The sequence below is a fragment of the Polynucleobacter sp. VK25 genome (assembly GCF_018687355.1).
Classification (GTDB): Bacteria; Pseudomonadota; Gammaproteobacteria; order Burkholderiales; family Burkholderiaceae; genus Polynucleobacter.
Genome location: NZ_CP061288.1, coordinates 1,174,115 through 1,192,107, shown reverse-complemented (window position 1 = coordinate 1,192,107; position 17,993 = coordinate 1,174,115). Strand labels below are relative to the sequence as shown.

Genomic DNA, 17,993 nt, shown 5'->3' with positions numbered 1-17,993 from the left:
AGAGTCACCTTTGGGTGGCTCTTATTTTTCCATCACACCAATATTCCTAAAATCTGAGTAAATTAATCATTTCATGCTGCCATCGATAGAACAACGCCTTGCCCAAGAACTTTCCGCTAAACCTGCTCAAGTAGTTGCTGCTATAGCCCTGATGGATGAGGGTGCTACCGTCCCATTTATCGCTCGTTACCGTAAAGAAGCGACTGGCGGCTTAGATGACACGCAATTGCGATTATTAGAAGAGCGTCTTAGCTACCTTCGCGAACTAGAAGATCGTCGTAAAACAATTATTGCTTCCATTGATGAGCAGGGCAAGATGACGCCAGAGTTGCTCAAAGCCATCATGCTGGCAGAAGATAAGACGCGGCTCGAGGATCTCTACCTGCCATATAAGCCTAAGAGAAGAACCAAAGCACAAATCGCGCTAGAAGCCGGCTTAGAGCCATTAGCAAATGATTTACTCAATAACCCAAATCTCGATCCAGAAATAGAGGCTGCTAAATATCTTAAGGAGGCGTTTCAGGTAGATGGCACTGATAATCCTGGGGTACCGGATACTAAAGCTGCCCTTGAAGGTGCCCGTCAAATTCTGATGGAGCGCTTTGCTGAGGATGCTGCATTAGTGCAATCCCTTCGCATCTACTTGCAAGATCATGGTGTAGTGGATTCCAAGGTGATTGCTGGCAAAGAGCAAGAGGGTGAAAAGTTTGCGGATTACTTTGATTACTCTGAGCCAATCAAAGCAATTCCATCGCATCGTGCTCTAGCTTTGTTTAGAGGTCGACGTGAGCAGATGTTGATGGTTAATCTGCGCCTAGATACCGAAGAAGAAAAACTAAAGTGGGATGCCCCTCATAATCCTTGTGAAAACCGGATTGCTAATCATTTCAAGATTAAAAATAATGGTCGCCCAGCGGATGCTTGGCTGGCGGATACCGTGCGCTGGACTTGGCGCATCAAATGTTCTTTGCATTTAGAGTCAGAGCTGATGACAGCACTGCGTGAACGCTCAGAAACTGAGGCAATTAACGTATTTGCCCGCAATCTAAAAGATCTTCTTCTGGCGGCACCTGCCGGTCCAAGAGTGACCATTGGCCTTGACCCTGGTATGCGTACCGGTGTGAAGGTAGCAGTAGTAGATGCCACTGGCAAAGTGGTGGATACCGATGTCATTTACCCACATCAACCCAAAAATGATTGGGCTGGTTCATTACACACTCTGGCAAAGCTAGCTGAGAAACATAATGCCACCTTGATCTCGATTGGTAATGGCACAGCATCTCGTGAAACAGATAAATTGGCGCAAGAACTCATTAAAGCTAAGCCAGAGCTCAAACTCACCAAGATCGTGGTCTCTGAAGCGGGTGCTTCGGTTTACTCGGCTTCTGAATATGCTTCAAAAGAATTACCGGGTATGGACGTCTCATTACGTGGCGCTGTATCCATTGCACGCAGATTGCAAGATCCGCTTGCAGAGTTAGTCAAGATTGATCCGAAATCGATTGGCGTCGGCCAGTATCAGCATGATGTGATGCAAACCCAATTAGCAAAATCATTGGTAGCGGTGGTCGAGGATTGTGTGAACGCGGTAGGTGTAGATGTCAACACAGCCTCTGCACCATTGCTAGCAAGGGTCTCAGGCTTAAGCTCTACTGTTGCTGAGGGCATCGTAGCGTACCGTGACAGCAAGGGTGCATTTAAATCGAGGGCTGATCTCAAGAGTGTTCCACGCCTCGGCGATAAAACGTATGAGCAAGCTGCTGGCTTCTTACGCATCATGAATGGCGATGATCCATTGGATGCCTCTGCGGTTCATCCAGAATCTTATCCTTTGGTAGAAAAGATTTTGAAGGATATTAAAAAGGGTGTCAAAGAAGTCATTGGCGATGCTAGCTTACTTAAATCACTCTCGCCAGAAAAATATGCCGATGGTCAGTTCGGCGTTCCTACCGTAACCGACATCATTAAAGAATTAGAAAAGCCTGGACGCGACCCACGTCCAGAATTTACCACTGCAACCTTTCAAGATGGCGTAGAAAAAATTAGCGACCTGAAGACCGATATGATTCTGGAGGGTGTAGTGACAAACGTTGCTGCCTTTGGCGCCTTTGTGGACATTGGTGTGCATCAAGATGGATTGGTTCATATTTCTGCGTTGTCCAATACTTTTGTAAAAGATCCGCATAGCGTAGTTAAAGCAGGGCAGGTTGTTAAGGTCAAAGTGCTAGAAGTGGATGAAAAGCGCAAACGAATCGCGCTCACTATGCGATTGACAGATGAAGCTCCTAAGGCCTCCAAGCCAGAACTAAGAGCACCCAATCGCCCTAAGACTCCAGATGCTAGAAAGCCACAAGAAGATAGAAGGCAAGCGCCTCCTATGAATAATGCAATGGCAGCTGCCTTTGGGAAGCTTAAGAAATAGTATTTTTTAGAGAATTTCCCACCAAAGGGCTGGCAAATTCTCTAAACTACTGGTCTATAACTGTAAACACTAAAAGCAAGGATCCCCGTGAAAATATCCCAATCAATTATTCGCATTGCAGCAATTTCGCTGTGCGCACTAGGCGTTAGCATTTCTGCTGCAAATGCAGCTGATTTTCCTGGCGATCGTCCAATTACATTAGTTGTGCCGTTCTCAGCAGGCGGTCCAACCGATAAGGTAGCTCGCGAACTTGCTTTAGCAATGGGTAAGCAACTCAAAGGACAAGTGATTGTGGATAACAGTCCTGGCGCTGGCGGTACGATTGCCGCCAAGCGAGTCATTAACTCTAAGAACGATGGTTACACATTGTTGATTCACCATATTGGCATGTCCACGGCCCCAGCTCTATATAAGAACTTAGGCTTTGACCCAATGAATGACTATGAGTATGTTGGTCAAGTTGCTGACGTACCGATGATTTTGGTTGGTAATAAAGATTTACCTCCTAAGAATTATCAAGAACTCCTCCCGTATATGAAAGCAAACGTAGGCAAGATTGCTTATGCCAATGCTGGTGTAGGTTCTGCTAGTCACTTATGCGGTTTGCTCTTTATGAGTCGCATTCAGTTGGATTTAACAACCGTTCCATATAAAGGCACTGCACCTGCGTTGACCGACTTAATCGGGGGCCAAGTGCAATTGATGTGTGATCAGACAACTAACCTATCAGGTCAGTTGGCAACCAATGCAGTGAAGCCGTACGGCACAACTACGATGCAGCGCATTAAGGCTTTTGACAAGATTCCTACGCTCAATGAGCAGGGCTTGAAGAACTTTGAAGTGAAAGTTTGGCATGGTGTTTATGCTCCCAAAGGCACTCCTAAACCAGAGATGGATAAGTTGGCCAAAGCATTGCAAGGCGCCATTCAAGATCCACTCTATAAGCAGCACATGGCTGAGTTGGGTGTTGAGATCCCATCCCAGGCAAATGCTACTCCAGAAGGCTTGAAAAAGCATCTGAAGGCGCAGATTGATTTATGGACGCCAATCATTAAGGCTGCAGGTATCTACGCAGACTAAGACGTCAGTAGCGCACTCTTCAAATAATAAAACCGCCTTCGGGCGGTTTTTTATTGGTAAGAAAAGGGCGCCTAAGAGTTAATAGGCATCACCGTTACCGCTACCTCTAGCGTATGGTCTGCTCCACCATGTATTACCCCGCGAATAGGGGAGACATCTGAGTAGTCTCTTCCTTGGGCCAAGTGAACATAATCTTCCCCAGGAGTTACGAAGCCCCAGCGATTATTGGTTGGATCTAGATCACACCAAATACCCTTACCTAGGATGCCGTTTTCATCCATGCTGGGGACATAAACTGATGCCCAAGCATGCGAAGCATCTCCGCCAATCAGCCTTGCTTGACCGGGTGCAGGATTGGTCAGAATATAGCCGCTTATATATTTTGCTGGTATGCCGATACTGCGGAGCGACGCAATCAAAATATGTGCGAAGTCCTGACATACGCCTTCTCGCTTATTCAGCGCCTCTAGCGCGGGGGTGTTGATGTCAGTACTTTTACTAACGTAATGGAATTCACTATAGATGCGCTTCATTAAATCAATCGCCGCTTCTAGTACTGGTCTCCCGGCCGTGAAATTAGCCCTCGCAAATTCTGCAAACTCTGGTCTCAAAGTAATGAATGGAGATGTAAATAGAAATTCTGAGGCAGCATCCCATTGGGTATTGGAGTGATAGCGGAAGTATTCGCGTACTAGCTCCCAGGGTGCAGTTTCCTGGGGCTTGGGGCCATATTCAGTAGCTGTAGTCTCGATCAGTGATTTGGCTGTAATGAGTAATTCACTGTGTCTATTCTGCAAAGAAAAGAAGGTGCAAACATTTCCATGGCTATCTATATTCTCTTCGCTCCAAGAAGGCCTCGGGCTCACCTGAACTTCGGACTTTAATATCCGTTGTGTCTCTAGATCAGTCGGTTTGAGGTGGGCAAAATGTTGGGCAATCTCAACATCAGGATCATACGAGTAGCGAGTATCGTGGGTAATTTCTAGCAACATAATTGGCGCATTACATGTGGATACTATATTCATTAGAGAGAATCAGATTGAAATAGCGTGCGCTAATTTCATCTGAAACATTCCAGGCAGATTGCGAGCAATTACTCAAACAGTTTCTCAGGTTGGAGAGATTGCCAAATCCATCGGCAGTCGATAAGGTATATAAGTCGTAATCTAGTAGATTAATGACACTACGGGTTAGCTCATCCGGGCTATTTCTCTCGGTGCCCGCAAGTTTAGAAAGTCTGGCGCGGAGCGCTTTACTAACCCAGGCCAGAGAACGTGGGTTTTCATCATCCATCACTAATAAGCTAATTAAAGGGGCTATCTCGCGACTTTGTTGATGCTGTGCATGAAAGGTGATCGTGCTATCAAATAAATTGAGTAGAGCGGTATAACCTGAGCTGTCTGCATTTGGATTATTAAGTAAGCCAGAAACGATGGCTGAATCTAATGCGTTTGTCAGAAAGGCGAGTCTCTCGATATGCCTGCCAATTGAAAGTAGTTGCCAGCCATCATCACGTGTCATACGGTCAGTTTGAGCGCCAGTGATTGCCGCTAAGCAACTACTCGCACCATTTAAAGCGTCGATAGCGAGCGAGGAAGAAAAATCATTAAAGGTATTAGCTTTATGGCAATCAGCCTGAAATTGCTCAATGCAATGATTGATGGTGCTCCATTGCTCCGGGGAGAGTCGTTCCCTCACATTAGAGGCCGTGCGTTTCATGGCATTCAGGTTATAGCCCACGCTGGTGACGCTGTCGCTGGCATTGAGAGAGTTAATTAAAGTGCGCTCAAAAATTCGGTGACGCATATCACTCTGGTCAAAATTACTTGGCACACCTTCAGGCACAAGTCCGTAGTAGTGACATAGGTTTTCTAGCCAAGACCACAATGAACGGGAAGGGGTGTATTCGCTATTAATATTTTCAAGATAAAGCTTGGCTAAGCGCAGAATATTTTCACTGCGCTCGGTATAGCGCCCAAACCAATAGAGATTCTCGGCAGCGCGGCTGGTAACTAAGCGCTTGCGCATCATTTTTTCAGGGGCTTGAATCGGATGCTGTAAATGTTGTCCTTGCTCTTGGGAGGGCTGCGGGCTTTGAACCCATACATCCGCACTACTACCGCCTCGTTGCATAGAAGCAATGCCTGAATCAGTACTTGCGATACGGGCAAGTCCACCAGGCAATACTTGCCAGCTATTAGAACCATCACTCAGGGCAAAGACTCGCAACATATATGAGTGGGGCTCAATCAAAGACGCATCATTGATGTTAAAGGCATTTAACCAGGTTGGCATTTGTGCCAATGGAATGTAGGTTTGCACAGTGTGCTCATCGGGCTGCCTGGTAATGCGTCCCACCCATTCATCTAACTGAGCCTGATTTAGATCGCAGCCTAAATCGGATTCGTAACTTTGATGACCTGTACCATGCGGAAACGTTGGCTTAATGGCACTATGCCCTAAATTCGGAATCGCAGCCTCTAGTGCAGCGCGTTCACCGCACCACCAGGTATCCATTGCTGGAAGCTGTACTTTTTCATTTAAAAGTCTCTCGCTAATCGACGGCAGGAATCCTAATAGTGCGGGTGATTCTAGGAAGGCCGAGCCAGGCGCGTTTGCTAATACAACATTTCCGGCGCGTATCACTTGTAATAGACCAGGGACGCCAAGGGTGGAATCAGAGCGAAGTTCTAAAGGATCTAAAAACTCATCATCCAAACGCTTCAATAAAATATGTACAGGCTCTAAACCGCGCACTGTTTTCAAAAACAAATGTTGATCGCGTACAGTTAAATCACCACCTTCAACCAAAGTTAGGCCGAGGTAACGAGCGAGATAGGCGTGCTCAAAGTAGGTCTCGTTATAAGGTCCTGGAGTAAGTAGAGCAATATGGGCATTTGCACCTGCCGGGCTTTCAAGCTTCAATGCATCGATTAAGTCTCTATAGGCATTGGCTAGTGGGGCAACCTGCATGAGCTCATATGCCTTAGGAAATTGCCTTGCAATCAGGTTACGATTTTCCAAAAGATATCCAAGACCAGAAGGTGCTTGGGTGCGTTGAGACAGAACTGACCATGATCCATCAGGTGCTCTGGCTAAATCAAAAGCCATGATGTGAAGATATTTTCTGTTTTTCAGCTCGACGCCATGCATGGAGCGTAAGTAACCGGGATGACCATAAATTAATGCTGGAGGAATCCATCCTTCTTTAAGCAAATTTTGCGGTCCATACACATCCGCCATAATCGCTTCGAGTAAGCGTGCTCGCTGCAAAACTCCAGACTGAATTTTTTGCCAAGAATCAGGGCTTATGAGGAGCGGAAATAAATCTACCGACCAAGGGCGTTGCGGACCAAACTCATCGGCATAGACGTTATACGTAATGCCGTTATCCCGAATCTGCCTATTGAGTTCTTGGGTACGTTGATCAAGATCGCTTAACCCCGAGGGACCAAGGGATTCAAAAAAGGTTTGCCATTGAGGCAGTAGAGACTCTGATTTCCCTCGTAACTCATCAAAGTGTCCCTCTTTGGGTATAGGTGATAGACGGTTGATATCCTCCACTAGCGAGGGATTGCTTGTGTCTTTCAAAGAATCGGTCTGAAGGTTGTCCACAAACTATTGTCTCATCGCCGCATATCCAGCGTAAATGGAAATTCCTTACTAGCTGGGAGATCAATATTCGCCTGAACCCCTTCATTTGTTCCTGGGGTATGGCCCATCCTGAAGAAGCGAGAAAGGCGGCGACTCTCTGCCTCATAGGCATTGATAGGGAAGTTATCGTAGTTTCGGCCTCCAGGGTGGGCAACGTGGTATTGGCAGCCCCCTACAGAGCGTTTATTCCAGGTATCGATCACATCAAAAATCAATGGAACATGGATACCAATACTCGGGTGCAGACTGGATGGAGGATTCCAAGCCTTATAACGAACGCCTGCCACATACTCTCCCGCAACTCCTGTTGGTTGGAGTGGCAAAGGCTCGCCATTGCAGGTGATGGTGTAGCGACTTTGATTTAAGCCAGTAACACGTAACTCAATTCTCTCTAATGAGGAGTCAACATAGCGTGCGGTGCCGCCTGCAGCATTTTCCTCGCCCATAACATGCCATGGTTCAAGCGCATTGCGTAGGGTGATTTCTGTGCCCATCGTTTGTACTTGTCCAATGAGCGGGAAGCGGAACTCAAGGTGAGGTGCAAACCACTCCGGCTTAAAGTCGTAACCATGCTTTTGCATCTCTTGAATGACATCATCAAAGTCCATTTTGATAAATGTTGGTAAGAGACAGCGGTCATGGAGTTCAGTTCCCCAGCGCGTCATTGGTGCTTCGTAAGGCTTATCCCAGAAGCGAGCTATCAAGGCACGAATGAGTAATTGCTGGACAATGCTCATATGTGCATGTGGAGGCATTTCAAAAGCACGTAATTCTAGTAAGCCTAAGCGACCCGTTTGACTATCTGGTGAATACATCTTATCGATACAGAACTCGCTACGATGGGTGTTGCCAGTGACATCAATCAGGATATTGCGTAGGGTTCTATCGACCAGCCATGGCGGCATGCTTTGGCCAAACTTCTTGCGATTCTTTCGAATTTCTTTCAGCGCGATTTCTAATTCGTAGATTTGGTCATTGCGTGCTTCATCCACTCGAGGCGCTTGACTTGTTGGTCCAATAAACATGCCGCTAAAGAGATAGCTCAAGCTTGGGTGGTTATGCCAATACAAAATCAGACTTGCTAAGAGTTCAGGCTTGCGTAAGAACGGGCTATCAATCGGTGTCGCACCACCCATCACAAAGTGATTGCCACCACCTGTACCGGTATGGCGGCCATCTGCCATAAATTTCTCAGCAGAAAGGCGAGATTCAAAAGCGGCTTGATATAAGAATTCCGTATGCTCAACTAACTCGCCCCAGTTATGGGCTGGATGAATATTCACTTCAATGACCCCTGGATCTGGTGTCACTTGTAATAACTTCAAGCGTGGATCGCGTGGCGGGGTATATCCCTCCAATACAATTTGAAACTGAAGCTCTTCGGCGGTGGCTTCTACTGCCTGCAATAAATTAAGATAGTCTTCAAGACGGGCGAGTGGGGGCATAAAGACATACAGCACGCCTGACTTACCACCATGCTCATTCTCAGCCTTGGGTCCATTGGAGCGCATTGGATCACGCGCTTCTACGCACATCGCTGTTCTGGTAACCCATGCAGCTGATTCTTGACGTTTTGGATGTCTTACTTCTTGTGACTGACTCCAAATCGTTTTGCCAGATGTTGTAAATTCTTTACGGACTGGTTGTTGTTGGTGAACAATTGACGCTTGACTGTTTAATGGCGGTCTAGGAGCAAATGGATCTTGCTCGATGAGATAGGGATAATCTGCTTTACTAACCCAGGGTAGTGACTCCAGGGGGAGTCGATAGCCCATTGGCGAATCCCCTGGTAGCAGATAAAGACGATCATCACGATATTCCCAAGGACCCGTCTTCCAAGCGGTATCTAGGTAATTCTTTCCTTCATTCGCTTCGATAGGGAGAACGTAGCCCACCACAGAATCTAATTTCTGCGTGAAGACCCGCTTTAAGCGAGTGCGCTCCATCTCATCGTCTAGGTTTGATTTGAAGGGGTCAACGTTGACAGGTAGTTTAGATTCCCGCCAGAGGTAATAAAAAACATCCTCATAAGCAGGTTCGATAAATTTATCCGCTAAACCTAATTTTTTGGAAAGTGTGTAGACAAATTTCTCAGCATCTTTGCTGGTGTAATTCGTAGGATGGCGTTCATCGGCGAAGAGTTTGGGATTTTTCCAGATAGGCTGCCCATCAGCCCTCCAGTAGATTGACAAAGCCCAACGAGGGAGTTGTTCTCCTGGATACCATTTGCCTTGACCAAAATGAAGGAAGCCACCATCGCCATATTCTTTGCGAAGTTTTTCTACTAAATCGGTTGCGTAACCCCGCTTCGTTGGTCCTAATGCATCTACATTCCATTCACGTTCATCACGTCCATTAACGGATACAAAAGTAGGCTCACCACCCATGGTCAAGCGAACGTCACCCGCAACCAATTGCTTATCAACTTGATGGCCCAGATCAACAATCGCTTGCCACTGTTCTTCGGTGTACGGTTTGGTTACTCGGGGTGCTTCATAAATGCGAGTAACCTCCATGGAGTGAGCAAACTGCACTTCACATTCGTCAACACCACCTTCAATCGGGGCTGCACCTGAAGGTTCAGGCGTGCAGGCAACAGGGATATGCCCCTCGCCAGCAAATAGGCCGGAAGTTGGGTCTAAGCCAATCCAGCCAGCGCCTGGCAAATACACCTCGCACCAGGCATGCAAGTCAGTGAAATCTACCTCTGTTCCACTCGGTCCATCAAGCGCCTTGACATCTGGCTTGAGCTGAATGAGGTAGCCTGAAACAAAGCGCGACGCGAGTCCGCAAAGACGCAAGAGATTCACCATTAACCAAGCAGAGTCACGACAAGAACCACTGCGAAGTTTTAACGTCTCTTCTGGGGTCTGTACTCCAGGCTCCATTCGAATGGTGTAGCCAATATCCTTGTGAACTTTTTGATTGAGTGCAACTAAAAAATCGATAGTGCGCATCTTGCTGCGATCAACCGTTTTAAAGTATTTGTTGATGCCGTCATTTCTCTTTTTACCGAGGTAAGGGCGTAACTCTTTCTTCAGATCTTGGCTGTAGGTAAAGGGGTAGTCTTCAGCATCTGGCTCTAAAAAGAAATCAAATGGGTTATATACCGCCATCTCTGTTACCAGATCTACAGTAACCTTAAAGCGTGTCGTTGGTTCAGGAAAAACCAAACGAGCTTGATAGTTTGAAAATGGGTCTTGTTGCCAGTTAATGAAATGACCTTCAGGCTCAATCTTGAGAGAGTAGGAAAGAATATGACTGCGGCAATGAGGTGCCGGTCGCAGACGAATTACCTGCGGTCCCAGTTTGACTGGGCGGTCATATATATATTCGGTGACGTGGTGTAGGGCAGCGTGTATAGACATAACTCAAACTCTATAAGTTCACCACAAGGGTGCATTATTACGGCGCACAAGATGGGTGCGTAAAAGTGAGGCATGCCCAGTTTTGGGTAAAACCTGTCAAAAACAGGGCATTTAGCTCATTACCGCTGTTTAAGGAGGAATAAGTTGAAGTTGTGAATTTGCTTACTTAGTCAGCGATTAAATCAGGGGGAAATATGGTCGTCTATATCACTCGCAATATTATTGCCAGAATGCGTCGTAATGATGGTACCGATAATGGCTGTAGACCTCTAAGCCCTGGAAAGTATGAGGCTAACAAGACCAATGATGGGGCACTGGAAATTCTTCAGGATGCTGGTGAGCCAGTCTATCTTTTACCCTTTATCTGGTGGGAAAAGATGGAGCTGGGTGATATTTTGATTGCAGCCTAACAAAGACGTAAACATAAAATTAGAGACAGTATTTTGAACTATCAATATATCAAAACAGAGCAAGCTGATTTAATTGCCACAATTCGGTTTAATCACTACGAAAAGCGTAATGCATTAAGTGAGTGCTTAATAGAGGAGATGCACCACGCGCTAGAAGAGTTTGGCAAGCAAGATGTGCGGGTCTTGGTTTTGAGATCAGATCAAAAGAATAAAGTTTGGTCTGCAGGTCATGATGTGATGGAATTACCTAGATCAGAGCGGGATCCCTTGCCCGCCGATGACCCTGTCATGGTTTTGCTTCAATCCATCAGGGCCTTTAGAGCGCCGGTGATAGCCATGGTAGATGGTTCGGTATGGGGCGCTTCGACTGATTTAATCATGAGTTGTGATATTGCTATTGGTGATCATGATTCCACCTTTGCAATTACACCAGCCAAGTTGGGTCTACCTTATACCGCAAGCGGCATTTTGCACTTCATGTCACGTATGCCCTTGAATGTTGTAAAAGAAATGTTCCTGACTGCTGACCCTATTGGCGCTGATCGGGCCTTGCAGATTGGCATCCTGAATCATCTGTATGTCTCAGGTGAACTAGAGTCCAAAACCTACCAAATGGCCCGAACCATTGCTTCACGTTCGCCTCAGGCTAACTCTGTGCTCAAAGCCCAAGCGCAAATGCTTTCTGATGCCGCAGTCATGAATCCCGCCGTATTTGAACACCTACAATCCTTGCGCAAGAATGTGTATATGGGAAGTGACTACCGAGAGGGTATTACTGCTTTCCTGGAAAAACGCGACCCAGTATTTGGTCAGGCCAAATAAAGCGACGCTAATTACGCTCAGGGAAAAGCATAAAATAGGGCTTCTATCTATGGGGCGCTATGAGCACAAAAGTTAATTCAGAAGGAGTCTCAGCATCGCGGGTGTATTTGCCTGCCGATCAAGCCCATCTGAATTTGCTGCAATTCTTTATAGAGCAATTCCCTCACATTCCAAAAGATGAGTGGGAGCAACGTTTCGATGAAGGCCTCATCCTAGATCAAGACGGCCAAGCTCTGCCCGCAAACAGTCCTTACCTACCAAATACCCACCTTCTGTACTTTAGGCGTCTTGCTCGTGAGCCTAACATTCCATTTGAAGAGCGGATTCTCTTTCAGGACGAACATATTTTGGTTGCAGATAAACCCCATTTTTTGCCGGTAACGCCAAGTGGACTTTACCTGCATCAAACCTTATTAAATAGACTTAAGAAAAGAGCGGGCATCCAAACACTCAGTCCCATTCATCGGATTGATCGCGACACTGCTGGCTTGGTCATTTTTTCTATAAAGCCTGATGAAAGAGCTCAATACCAAAATTTGTTCAGGGATAGAGCAGTCAACAAAGTTTATGAGGCAATAGCGCCATACTCTGAGGGCCTGGAAAAAAAACTTCCCATGACTTATCAAAGCCGCCTTGAAGAATCAGAACATTTTCTGCAGATGCAGGAGGTGGTAGGTGAGTCAAACGCAGACACATTTATCGAGCTCATAGAAAAAAATAAGTCATGGGCTAAATACCGATTAACACCAGGTAGCGGCAAAAAGCATCAATTGCGTTGTCATCTCAATGCTCTAAGTATTCCAATAAAGCATGATCAGATTTATCCTGTTCTCACACCGTATCAAGAATACGACTTAGATTTCTCTAAGCCATTACAGTTATTGGCCAAAGAAATTACATTTGAAGACCCAGCAACGGGAGACCTAAGATCATTCAAGAGCCTTCAACAATTAATTCTTTAAAGTAGCAAAGCTTTGGGATTGGGAGCGATTCCAATACAGCTCAAATACCCTGGGCAGATTCAGACTTGGATCTATGTGTTCTGCCTTGAGTAACAGGCCGGCAGGCATCTCTGGCAATAGGAAAGATAGAAGGCGCACTTCATGCTTGTTAATGCGTCGAATGATATGAGGGGCATCAATTTCACTAGGGTGATGTAAGCCGGCCGCCTCGACCAGTTCTTTCAAGGTCTTCAAGGTTTCATTATGAAAGTTATATACTCGTTCTGCCTTGTTGGGTACCACTAGAGCTTTCTGGCGCAATGCATTCTGTGTGGTGACGCCAGTAGGACAGTTGCCTGTATTGCATACCTGAGCCTGGATGCAGCCAATCGAGAACATAAAGCCGCGTGCACTATTGCACCAATCGGCACCTAAAGCAAAAGCCACAGCCATATCAAAGGCGCTAATGATCTTACCAGCGCAGCCAATTTTGATTTGATCTCTTAGATTTACACCCACTAGGGTGTTATGAACCAGACGAAGACCTTCTTGCAGTGGTGTGCCCACGTGATTGGTAAACTCCACTGGCGATGCGCCTGTTCCACCCTCAGAGCCGTCTACCACGATGAAGTCTGGATAAATACCAGTTTCCAGCATAGCCTTAACAATGCCAAACCATTCCCACGGATGGCCAACACAAAATTTAAAACCAACTGGCTTACCGCCAGACAGATCACGTAATTTCTTCACAAAGTAAATGAGCTCAAGCGGAGTTGAGAATGCGCTATGTGAGGCAGGCGAGATACAGGCCTCACCCTCCTTGACACCACGCGCAGCAGCGATCTCAGCCGTTACCTTAGAGCCTGGCAAGATGCCGCCATGACCAGGCTTAGCGCCTTGACTGAGCTTGATCTCAATCATTTTGACCTGAGGGTCTAAGGCATTCTCCGCATATTTACTTTCACTAAAAGTGCCGTCGGAATTGCGGCAGCCAAAGTAGCCCGAACCAATTTCCCAGATGAGATCGCCACCATGCACACGATGGTATTGCGAGATGGAGCCTTCTCCGGTGTCATGAGCAAAGCCACCCTTTTTAGCGCCAAGATTTAAAGCCAATATAGCGTTGGCACTAAGTGACCCAAAGCTCATTGCCGAGATATTAAAAATACTGGCTGAATATTTCTGTATGCAATCTTTACCGCCAATCTCGACCCGGAAATCATGACTAGGTAAGCGGGTAGGGGCCAATGATTGATTAATCCATTGATAGCCAGGGGCCATGACATCCAGAGTGGTGCCGAAAGGAATTTGATCCGGTACAGCCTTAGCGCGTGAATAGACTAATGTGCGCTGCTCTTTTGAGAAAGGGGTTTCATCATTGTCACCCTCGATAAAGTACTGGCGAATTTCAGGACGAATAAATTCGAGCATGAAGCGCAAATGACCTATAACAGGATAGTTACGAAGAATGGCTATTTTGGTTTGTGAGACGTCATACATGCCCACGAATGACAGAAAGCCAAAGAGTAGGAAAAAATTCCAAGCCTGTGGGTACAGTTGCAAAGAGGCAAAACTCACGATAGCCCCCAAGATACAAAGGCCAAATGGAATATATCGAATAGGTATGTATTTATTAGGGGACATGGCCATAATGAGCTTAAATGTGGATAGTCTGAGTATACGAATTTAATGCTAATACAAACCATTTGACTTAAATCAAGCCGAATGTCACTTCATCAGTGGGTTTACGAGGATTCTTATACATTGCAGGAGTATTCTCAAGGAGTAGTTAATACTAATCATAGGAAGAATATGTCACTAAACCACGCAGTAATTTGGATTGACCATAAAGAGGCTCATGTTATGTTTTTGAGCGAAGACGCTAGTGAAGCCGAAGTGATTCGTAGCAAGAGCACCCATACACATCTGCATCACAAAGCCAATGAGGTCGGTAGCGGCAAACTGGCTTTAGATTCCAAATACCTGCATTCAGTTATTAATGCCGTGAATGAATCTAAAGAAATTTTGATTCTTGGGCCTGGCTCAGCAAAGCTAGAGCTCATTAAGCACGCCCATAAGCATGATGCAGCGATTGCGGAAAAGATTGTTGGCGTAGAAACGGTTGATCATCCTACTGATAAAGAAATTCTTGCCTATGCACGCAAGTTTTTCTATAAAGTAGATCAGATGATTTAAAGAGTCATTTAAGGAAACAAAAAATGAAGAATGAAACTCAAGAACCCTTAGGGCCAGATGGTCTTCCTAGTCATGATTATTTTCTGGATGCGGTAAATCATATTGATGAGGCTGTTGCAAACAATACGATTGCACCTGGCGCTGCTAAAGGAATTATTTTCAGCTTAGTGGAAACTCTAGGTGCAATGGTGGGCGACCCCGATCTACCGAATCATCTCAAGTCTGGCTATATGGGGGCTTTGGATCTTGCAGTTGAGTTAGAGGCAAAGCTATCTAAATAAGCTAGCTATCATGAGTGTCTGCAGTAAGGGCAGCTTCGGTTGCCCTTATGCATTTAAAATGACGATCAATCGCCATTTAATCGAAGTACATGACCAATACCCCAAAGAAACGTTTAGCAGTCGCCCCCATGATGGAGTGGACGGATCGTCATTGCCGCTCTTTTCATCGCACGCTCACTAAAGAGGCTGTTCTCTATACAGAGATGGTCACTTCTGGTGCGCTCATGCATGGGGATGTGCCACGTCATCTAGATTATTCACAAGAACAGCACCCAGTCGTTTTGCAGTTGGGTGGGTCAGAGCCTTCCGATTTAGCAAAGTCTGCCGAACTAGCGCAACAGTGGGGCTACGATGAGATCGACCTGAACTGCGGTTGCCCCTCAGAGCGGGTGCAGCGTGGTGCTTTTGGTGCTTGCTTAATGGCTGAGCCTAATTTAGTTGCAGACTGCGTGCGCTCTATGAAGGGCGCAGTCGATATCCCAATCTCTGTCAAGCATCGCTTGGGTTTAGATACGATGGATGCAGCAAATTCTAAAGCCGATTATCAATTTGCATTGAACTTCATTCTGGCGGTGGCTGATGCAGGCGCAAGTCAAGTCACTATTCATGCGCGCAATGCCGTATTAAAAGGTTTATCGCCTAAAGAGAATCGCAGTAAGCCACCATTGCGTTATGAAGTTGCTGCCAAGCTTCGATTGGATGCACAAAAACAATTTCCGCATCTCAAAGTGTTGCTCAACGGCGGCCTGGAAACCAATGAGCAAATCGCTGGCCATTGGAATGACTTTGATGGCTTCATGGTGGGAAGGGCGGCATATCATTTTCCTGCACTGCTCCTAGGTTGGGATGACATGATTAATACCGATGGTGACGCAGCTGGCTATCTATTTAGCGAGACTGAGTGGCACCGCATTCAGATTGCCTTAGTGAAGCAAGTTCAGGCTTGGTTTGATGAATGCCAAGCCAAAGGCAAGCCGTTTTATATCGGCGCATTTACACGGCATATTTTGGGCTTAGCTCATGGCAGGGCAGGGTCACGATATTGGCGCCAGCGTCTCTCAGACCACCATGCTTTAGCCAAGGTTCAGAGTAAGGCAGCCATATTGGATTTCTTTATTGATGCGAGCCTATGCCTGGGGGATTGGGCGGCTTTCGAGTTCGAAAGCGCCTAAATACGGGTGTCAGAGTGGTGTTTTTGACAGGTTTTTGGGCAAAAAGCTATAATCTAGGTCTTCAGTGGCGGACGTAGCTCAGTTGGTAGAGTCCCAGATTGTGATTCTGGTTGTCGCGGGTTCGAGCCCCGTCGTTCGCCCCACTAAATACGGTAAATAAAAGCCCCTTTTCTTCATGAGGGGCTTTTTGTTGCGCTAATGAGAAAGCGCTGCTTTTGCCGAAAGCTCTTTCTTGAGTATTTCCATATTAGGGCTATTTTTAAATTGGTCATCAGGGTAGTAGCCAAAATTATGAATACCCTTAATTCTCATAGAGCGCATCCAAGAGCTCAGCTCTTCTGTGGGTATCGCTTTATTTGTGCGCCAATCTTTAATTTGGTGCATAAAATCTTGGTAGTTTAGCCTGAGGATTCTTTAATACCATGAGAGATGTGGCTCCAAGCCTATATAAACACGTTTCCTATCTCATTGAGATTGCGCTTGGTCTTGTCTTGCTTCTCAATGGAATTTTGCTACTTATTAATTCCTCAGCACTGCTTTCATTTCAGGAGAAGTTCTCTAACTTCCTGAGAGATGAGCAGATCTTAAGCAAATCAGCTCAAGAGTGGCGAGTCTTTATTGAATTTCTTCATGCAATTGTGGCCACCCACATCATGATAGTGGTCTTAATTTTTGCGGGAATAGTGATATTTCTAGCTGGACTCCATACCAAGCGATCACTGTAATTCTCTCGAGGGCTACAAGCTTGGGAGAAATTCCATTATGCTGCCAGGTTTCAAGATGATTCTTTGGTTATGAAAAAGTTTGATTTCTCCACAATCTTGTTTGGCATATTGCTCTCAGTGATAGCTGTGTATTTCATGTTGAGATCAAGCCCAAGTCAAAGCGCACCAAGCACATCCATTGCTAGCGTTCAGATTGGTGACCTCCTTTGGGATCAAACTGAAATGACGACTGGTGATGTTAAAACCTTTGCAAATGTAACGGGCTTTACTAGTCAAGCAGAAAAAAATGGCGGCGGTCTCTCTTATGAGGGGGGCTTTGTGCAAAAGAAAGGGTGGACTTGGAAGGCGCCATATGGAGTCCCTGCGAGTGATGCAGAGCCGGCAGTACACCTCAATCAAAAAGAAGCGGAGTCCATATGCCGTTATTACGGCAAACGTTTGCCGACTGATGTGGAATGGACTAGCGCAGCTTTTTTGGAGCAAAGAACCAATCCTCCTAGTGGATATGTCAAAGGGCAGCGCTATCCATTTCCGGGCGGAGCCAACCCAACACCATCACACTGTTTAAGTGGGTGCGGAGATTACAAAGGGCTCGCACCAGCAGGCTCATTGAATCGTGGAACAGGGCACGTCGCGACAATGACAACCAAGCCAGGCGTCAATGGCTTGTATGACATGGGCGGTAATGTCTGGGAGTGGACTGCTACAGAAAGAAACGGTGGCTTTATTACTCGCGGCGCTTCGTGGTGGTATGGTCCAGAAAGACAGCAAGAGTCTGATGTGGAATCTAAGGCTGCAGATATTGCCGTTGTCTACATCGGCTTTCGTTGTGTAACAGATCGTTAAGACAGATAAAACACCAAAATAATTAGTAGATAACTACTAATTATTTCAATAAATTCCTAATAATTGCCCTTAAGTG

General features: G+C 46.1%; 15 protein-coding genes and 1 tRNA gene. 11 read left to right on the top strand and 5 right to left on the bottom strand.

The genetic code is table 11. The features are described 5' to 3' along the window. Window positions 1-73 precede the first annotated feature (73 nt). On the top strand, window positions 74-2,422 hold the full coding sequence (locus tag AOC21_RS06040; protein ID WP_215391116.1) for a Tex family protein: 2,349 nt from the start codon (window positions 74-76) through the stop codon (window positions 2,420-2,422). 93 nt (window positions 2,423-2,515) lie between these two features. Next, on the top strand, window positions 2,516-3,502 hold the full coding sequence (locus tag AOC21_RS06035) for a tripartite tricarboxylate transporter substrate-binding protein (protein ID WP_215392778.1): 987 nt from the start codon (window positions 2,516-2,518) through the stop codon (window positions 3,500-3,502). 71 nt (window positions 3,503-3,573) lie between these two features. Here the strand turns inward: AOC21_RS06035 and AOC21_RS06030 are convergent, their stop codons facing one another. The 3 genes from AOC21_RS06030 to AOC21_RS06020 form a co-directional block, all read right to left on the bottom strand. After that, window positions 3,574-4,494, bottom strand: coding sequence for a transglutaminase family protein (locus tag AOC21_RS06030; protein WP_215391115.1), 921 nt, complete (start codon window positions 4,492-4,494; stop codon window positions 3,574-3,576). Window positions 4,495-4,504: 10 nt separating this feature from the next. Continuing rightward, window positions 4,505-7,039 carry a circularly permuted type 2 ATP-grasp protein gene (locus tag AOC21_RS06025; RefSeq protein WP_371817813.1) on the bottom strand — a complete coding sequence of 845 codons (2,535 nt, stop codon included), beginning with the start codon at window positions 7,037-7,039 and terminating at the stop codon, window positions 4,505-4,507. Window positions 7,040-7,128: 89 nt separating this feature from the next. Then, window positions 7,129-10,524, bottom strand: coding sequence for a DUF2126 domain-containing protein (locus tag AOC21_RS06020; RefSeq protein WP_215391113.1), 3,396 nt, complete (start codon window positions 10,522-10,524; stop codon window positions 7,129-7,131). A gap of 194 nt (window positions 10,525-10,718) precedes the next feature. Here AOC21_RS06020 and AOC21_RS06015 point away from each other — a divergent pair, with 194 nt between their 5' ends. Genes AOC21_RS06015 through AOC21_RS06005 form a run of 3 tightly spaced genes read left to right on the top strand, consistent with a single transcriptional unit; the run spans window position 10,719 to window position 12,718 of the window. Next, on the top strand, window positions 10,719-10,934 hold the full coding sequence (locus tag AOC21_RS06015; protein ID WP_215391112.1) for a hypothetical protein: 216 nt from the start codon (window positions 10,719-10,721) through the stop codon (window positions 10,932-10,934). Window positions 10,935-10,967: 33 nt separating this feature from the next. Then, window positions 10,968-11,756: a methylmalonyl-CoA decarboxylase gene (scpB, locus tag AOC21_RS06010; RefSeq protein WP_215391111.1), complete on the top strand. Its 789-nt coding sequence runs from the start codon at window positions 10,968-10,970 to the stop codon at window positions 11,754-11,756. A gap of 59 nt (window positions 11,757-11,815) precedes the next feature. Further along, entirely contained in the window at window positions 11,816-12,718 is a 903-nt protein-coding gene (locus AOC21_RS06005) for a pseudouridine synthase (RefSeq protein WP_215391110.1), read from the top strand. Here the strand turns inward: AOC21_RS06005 and AOC21_RS06000 are convergent. Then, window positions 12,707-14,347: an FMN-binding glutamate synthase family protein gene (locus tag AOC21_RS06000; protein WP_215391109.1), complete on the bottom strand. Its 1,641-nt coding sequence runs from the start codon at window positions 14,345-14,347 to the stop codon at window positions 12,707-12,709. The genes AOC21_RS06005 and AOC21_RS06000 overlap by 12 nt on opposite strands. 162 nt (window positions 14,348-14,509) lie before the next feature. Between AOC21_RS06000 and AOC21_RS05995 the strand changes: the two genes are divergently transcribed. The 4 genes from AOC21_RS05995 to AOC21_RS05980 all read left to right on the top strand — a co-directional run bounded on the left by AOC21_RS05995 (window position 14,510) and on the right by AOC21_RS05980 (window position 16,489). Then, window positions 14,510-14,893 carry a translational machinery protein gene (locus tag AOC21_RS05995; protein WP_215391108.1) on the top strand — a complete coding sequence of 128 codons (384 nt, stop codon included), beginning with the start codon at window positions 14,510-14,512 and terminating at the stop codon, window positions 14,891-14,893. Window positions 14,894-14,916: 23 nt separating this feature from the next. Continuing rightward, the gene (locus AOC21_RS05990; RefSeq protein WP_215391107.1) at window positions 14,917-15,174 is read left to right on the top strand and encodes a hypothetical protein; all 258 of its coding nucleotides are present in this window, start codon (window positions 14,917-14,919) and stop codon (window positions 15,172-15,174) included. Window positions 15,175-15,263: 89 nt separating this feature from the next. After that, window positions 15,264-16,346 carry a tRNA dihydrouridine(20/20a) synthase DusA gene (gene dusA, locus AOC21_RS05985; RefSeq protein WP_215391106.1) on the top strand — a complete coding sequence of 361 codons (1,083 nt, stop codon included), beginning with the start codon at window positions 15,264-15,266 and terminating at the stop codon, window positions 16,344-16,346. A 67-nt stretch (window positions 16,347-16,413) separates the two neighbouring features. Further along, window positions 16,414-16,489 (top strand) — tRNA-His (locus AOC21_RS05980). Between the two features lie 52 nt (window positions 16,490-16,541). Here AOC21_RS05980 and AOC21_RS05975 read toward each other — a convergent pair. Beyond that, entirely contained in the window at window positions 16,542-16,730 is a 189-nt protein-coding gene (locus AOC21_RS05975) for a poly-beta-1,6-N-acetyl-D-glucosamine N-deacetylase PgaB (RefSeq protein ID WP_215391105.1), read from the bottom strand. 38 nt (window positions 16,731-16,768) lie between these two features. Between AOC21_RS05975 and AOC21_RS05970 the strand changes: the two genes are divergently transcribed. Beyond that, window positions 16,769-17,071, top strand: coding sequence for a hypothetical protein (locus AOC21_RS05970; RefSeq protein ID WP_215391104.1), 303 nt, complete (start codon window positions 16,769-16,771; stop codon window positions 17,069-17,071). Between the two features lie 69 nt (window positions 17,072-17,140). Continuing rightward, window positions 17,141-17,917 carry an SUMF1/EgtB/PvdO family nonheme iron enzyme gene (locus AOC21_RS05965; protein WP_215391103.1) on the top strand — a complete coding sequence of 259 codons (777 nt, stop codon included), beginning with the start codon at window positions 17,141-17,143 and terminating at the stop codon, window positions 17,915-17,917. Window positions 17,918-17,993: the final 76 nt, after the last annotated feature.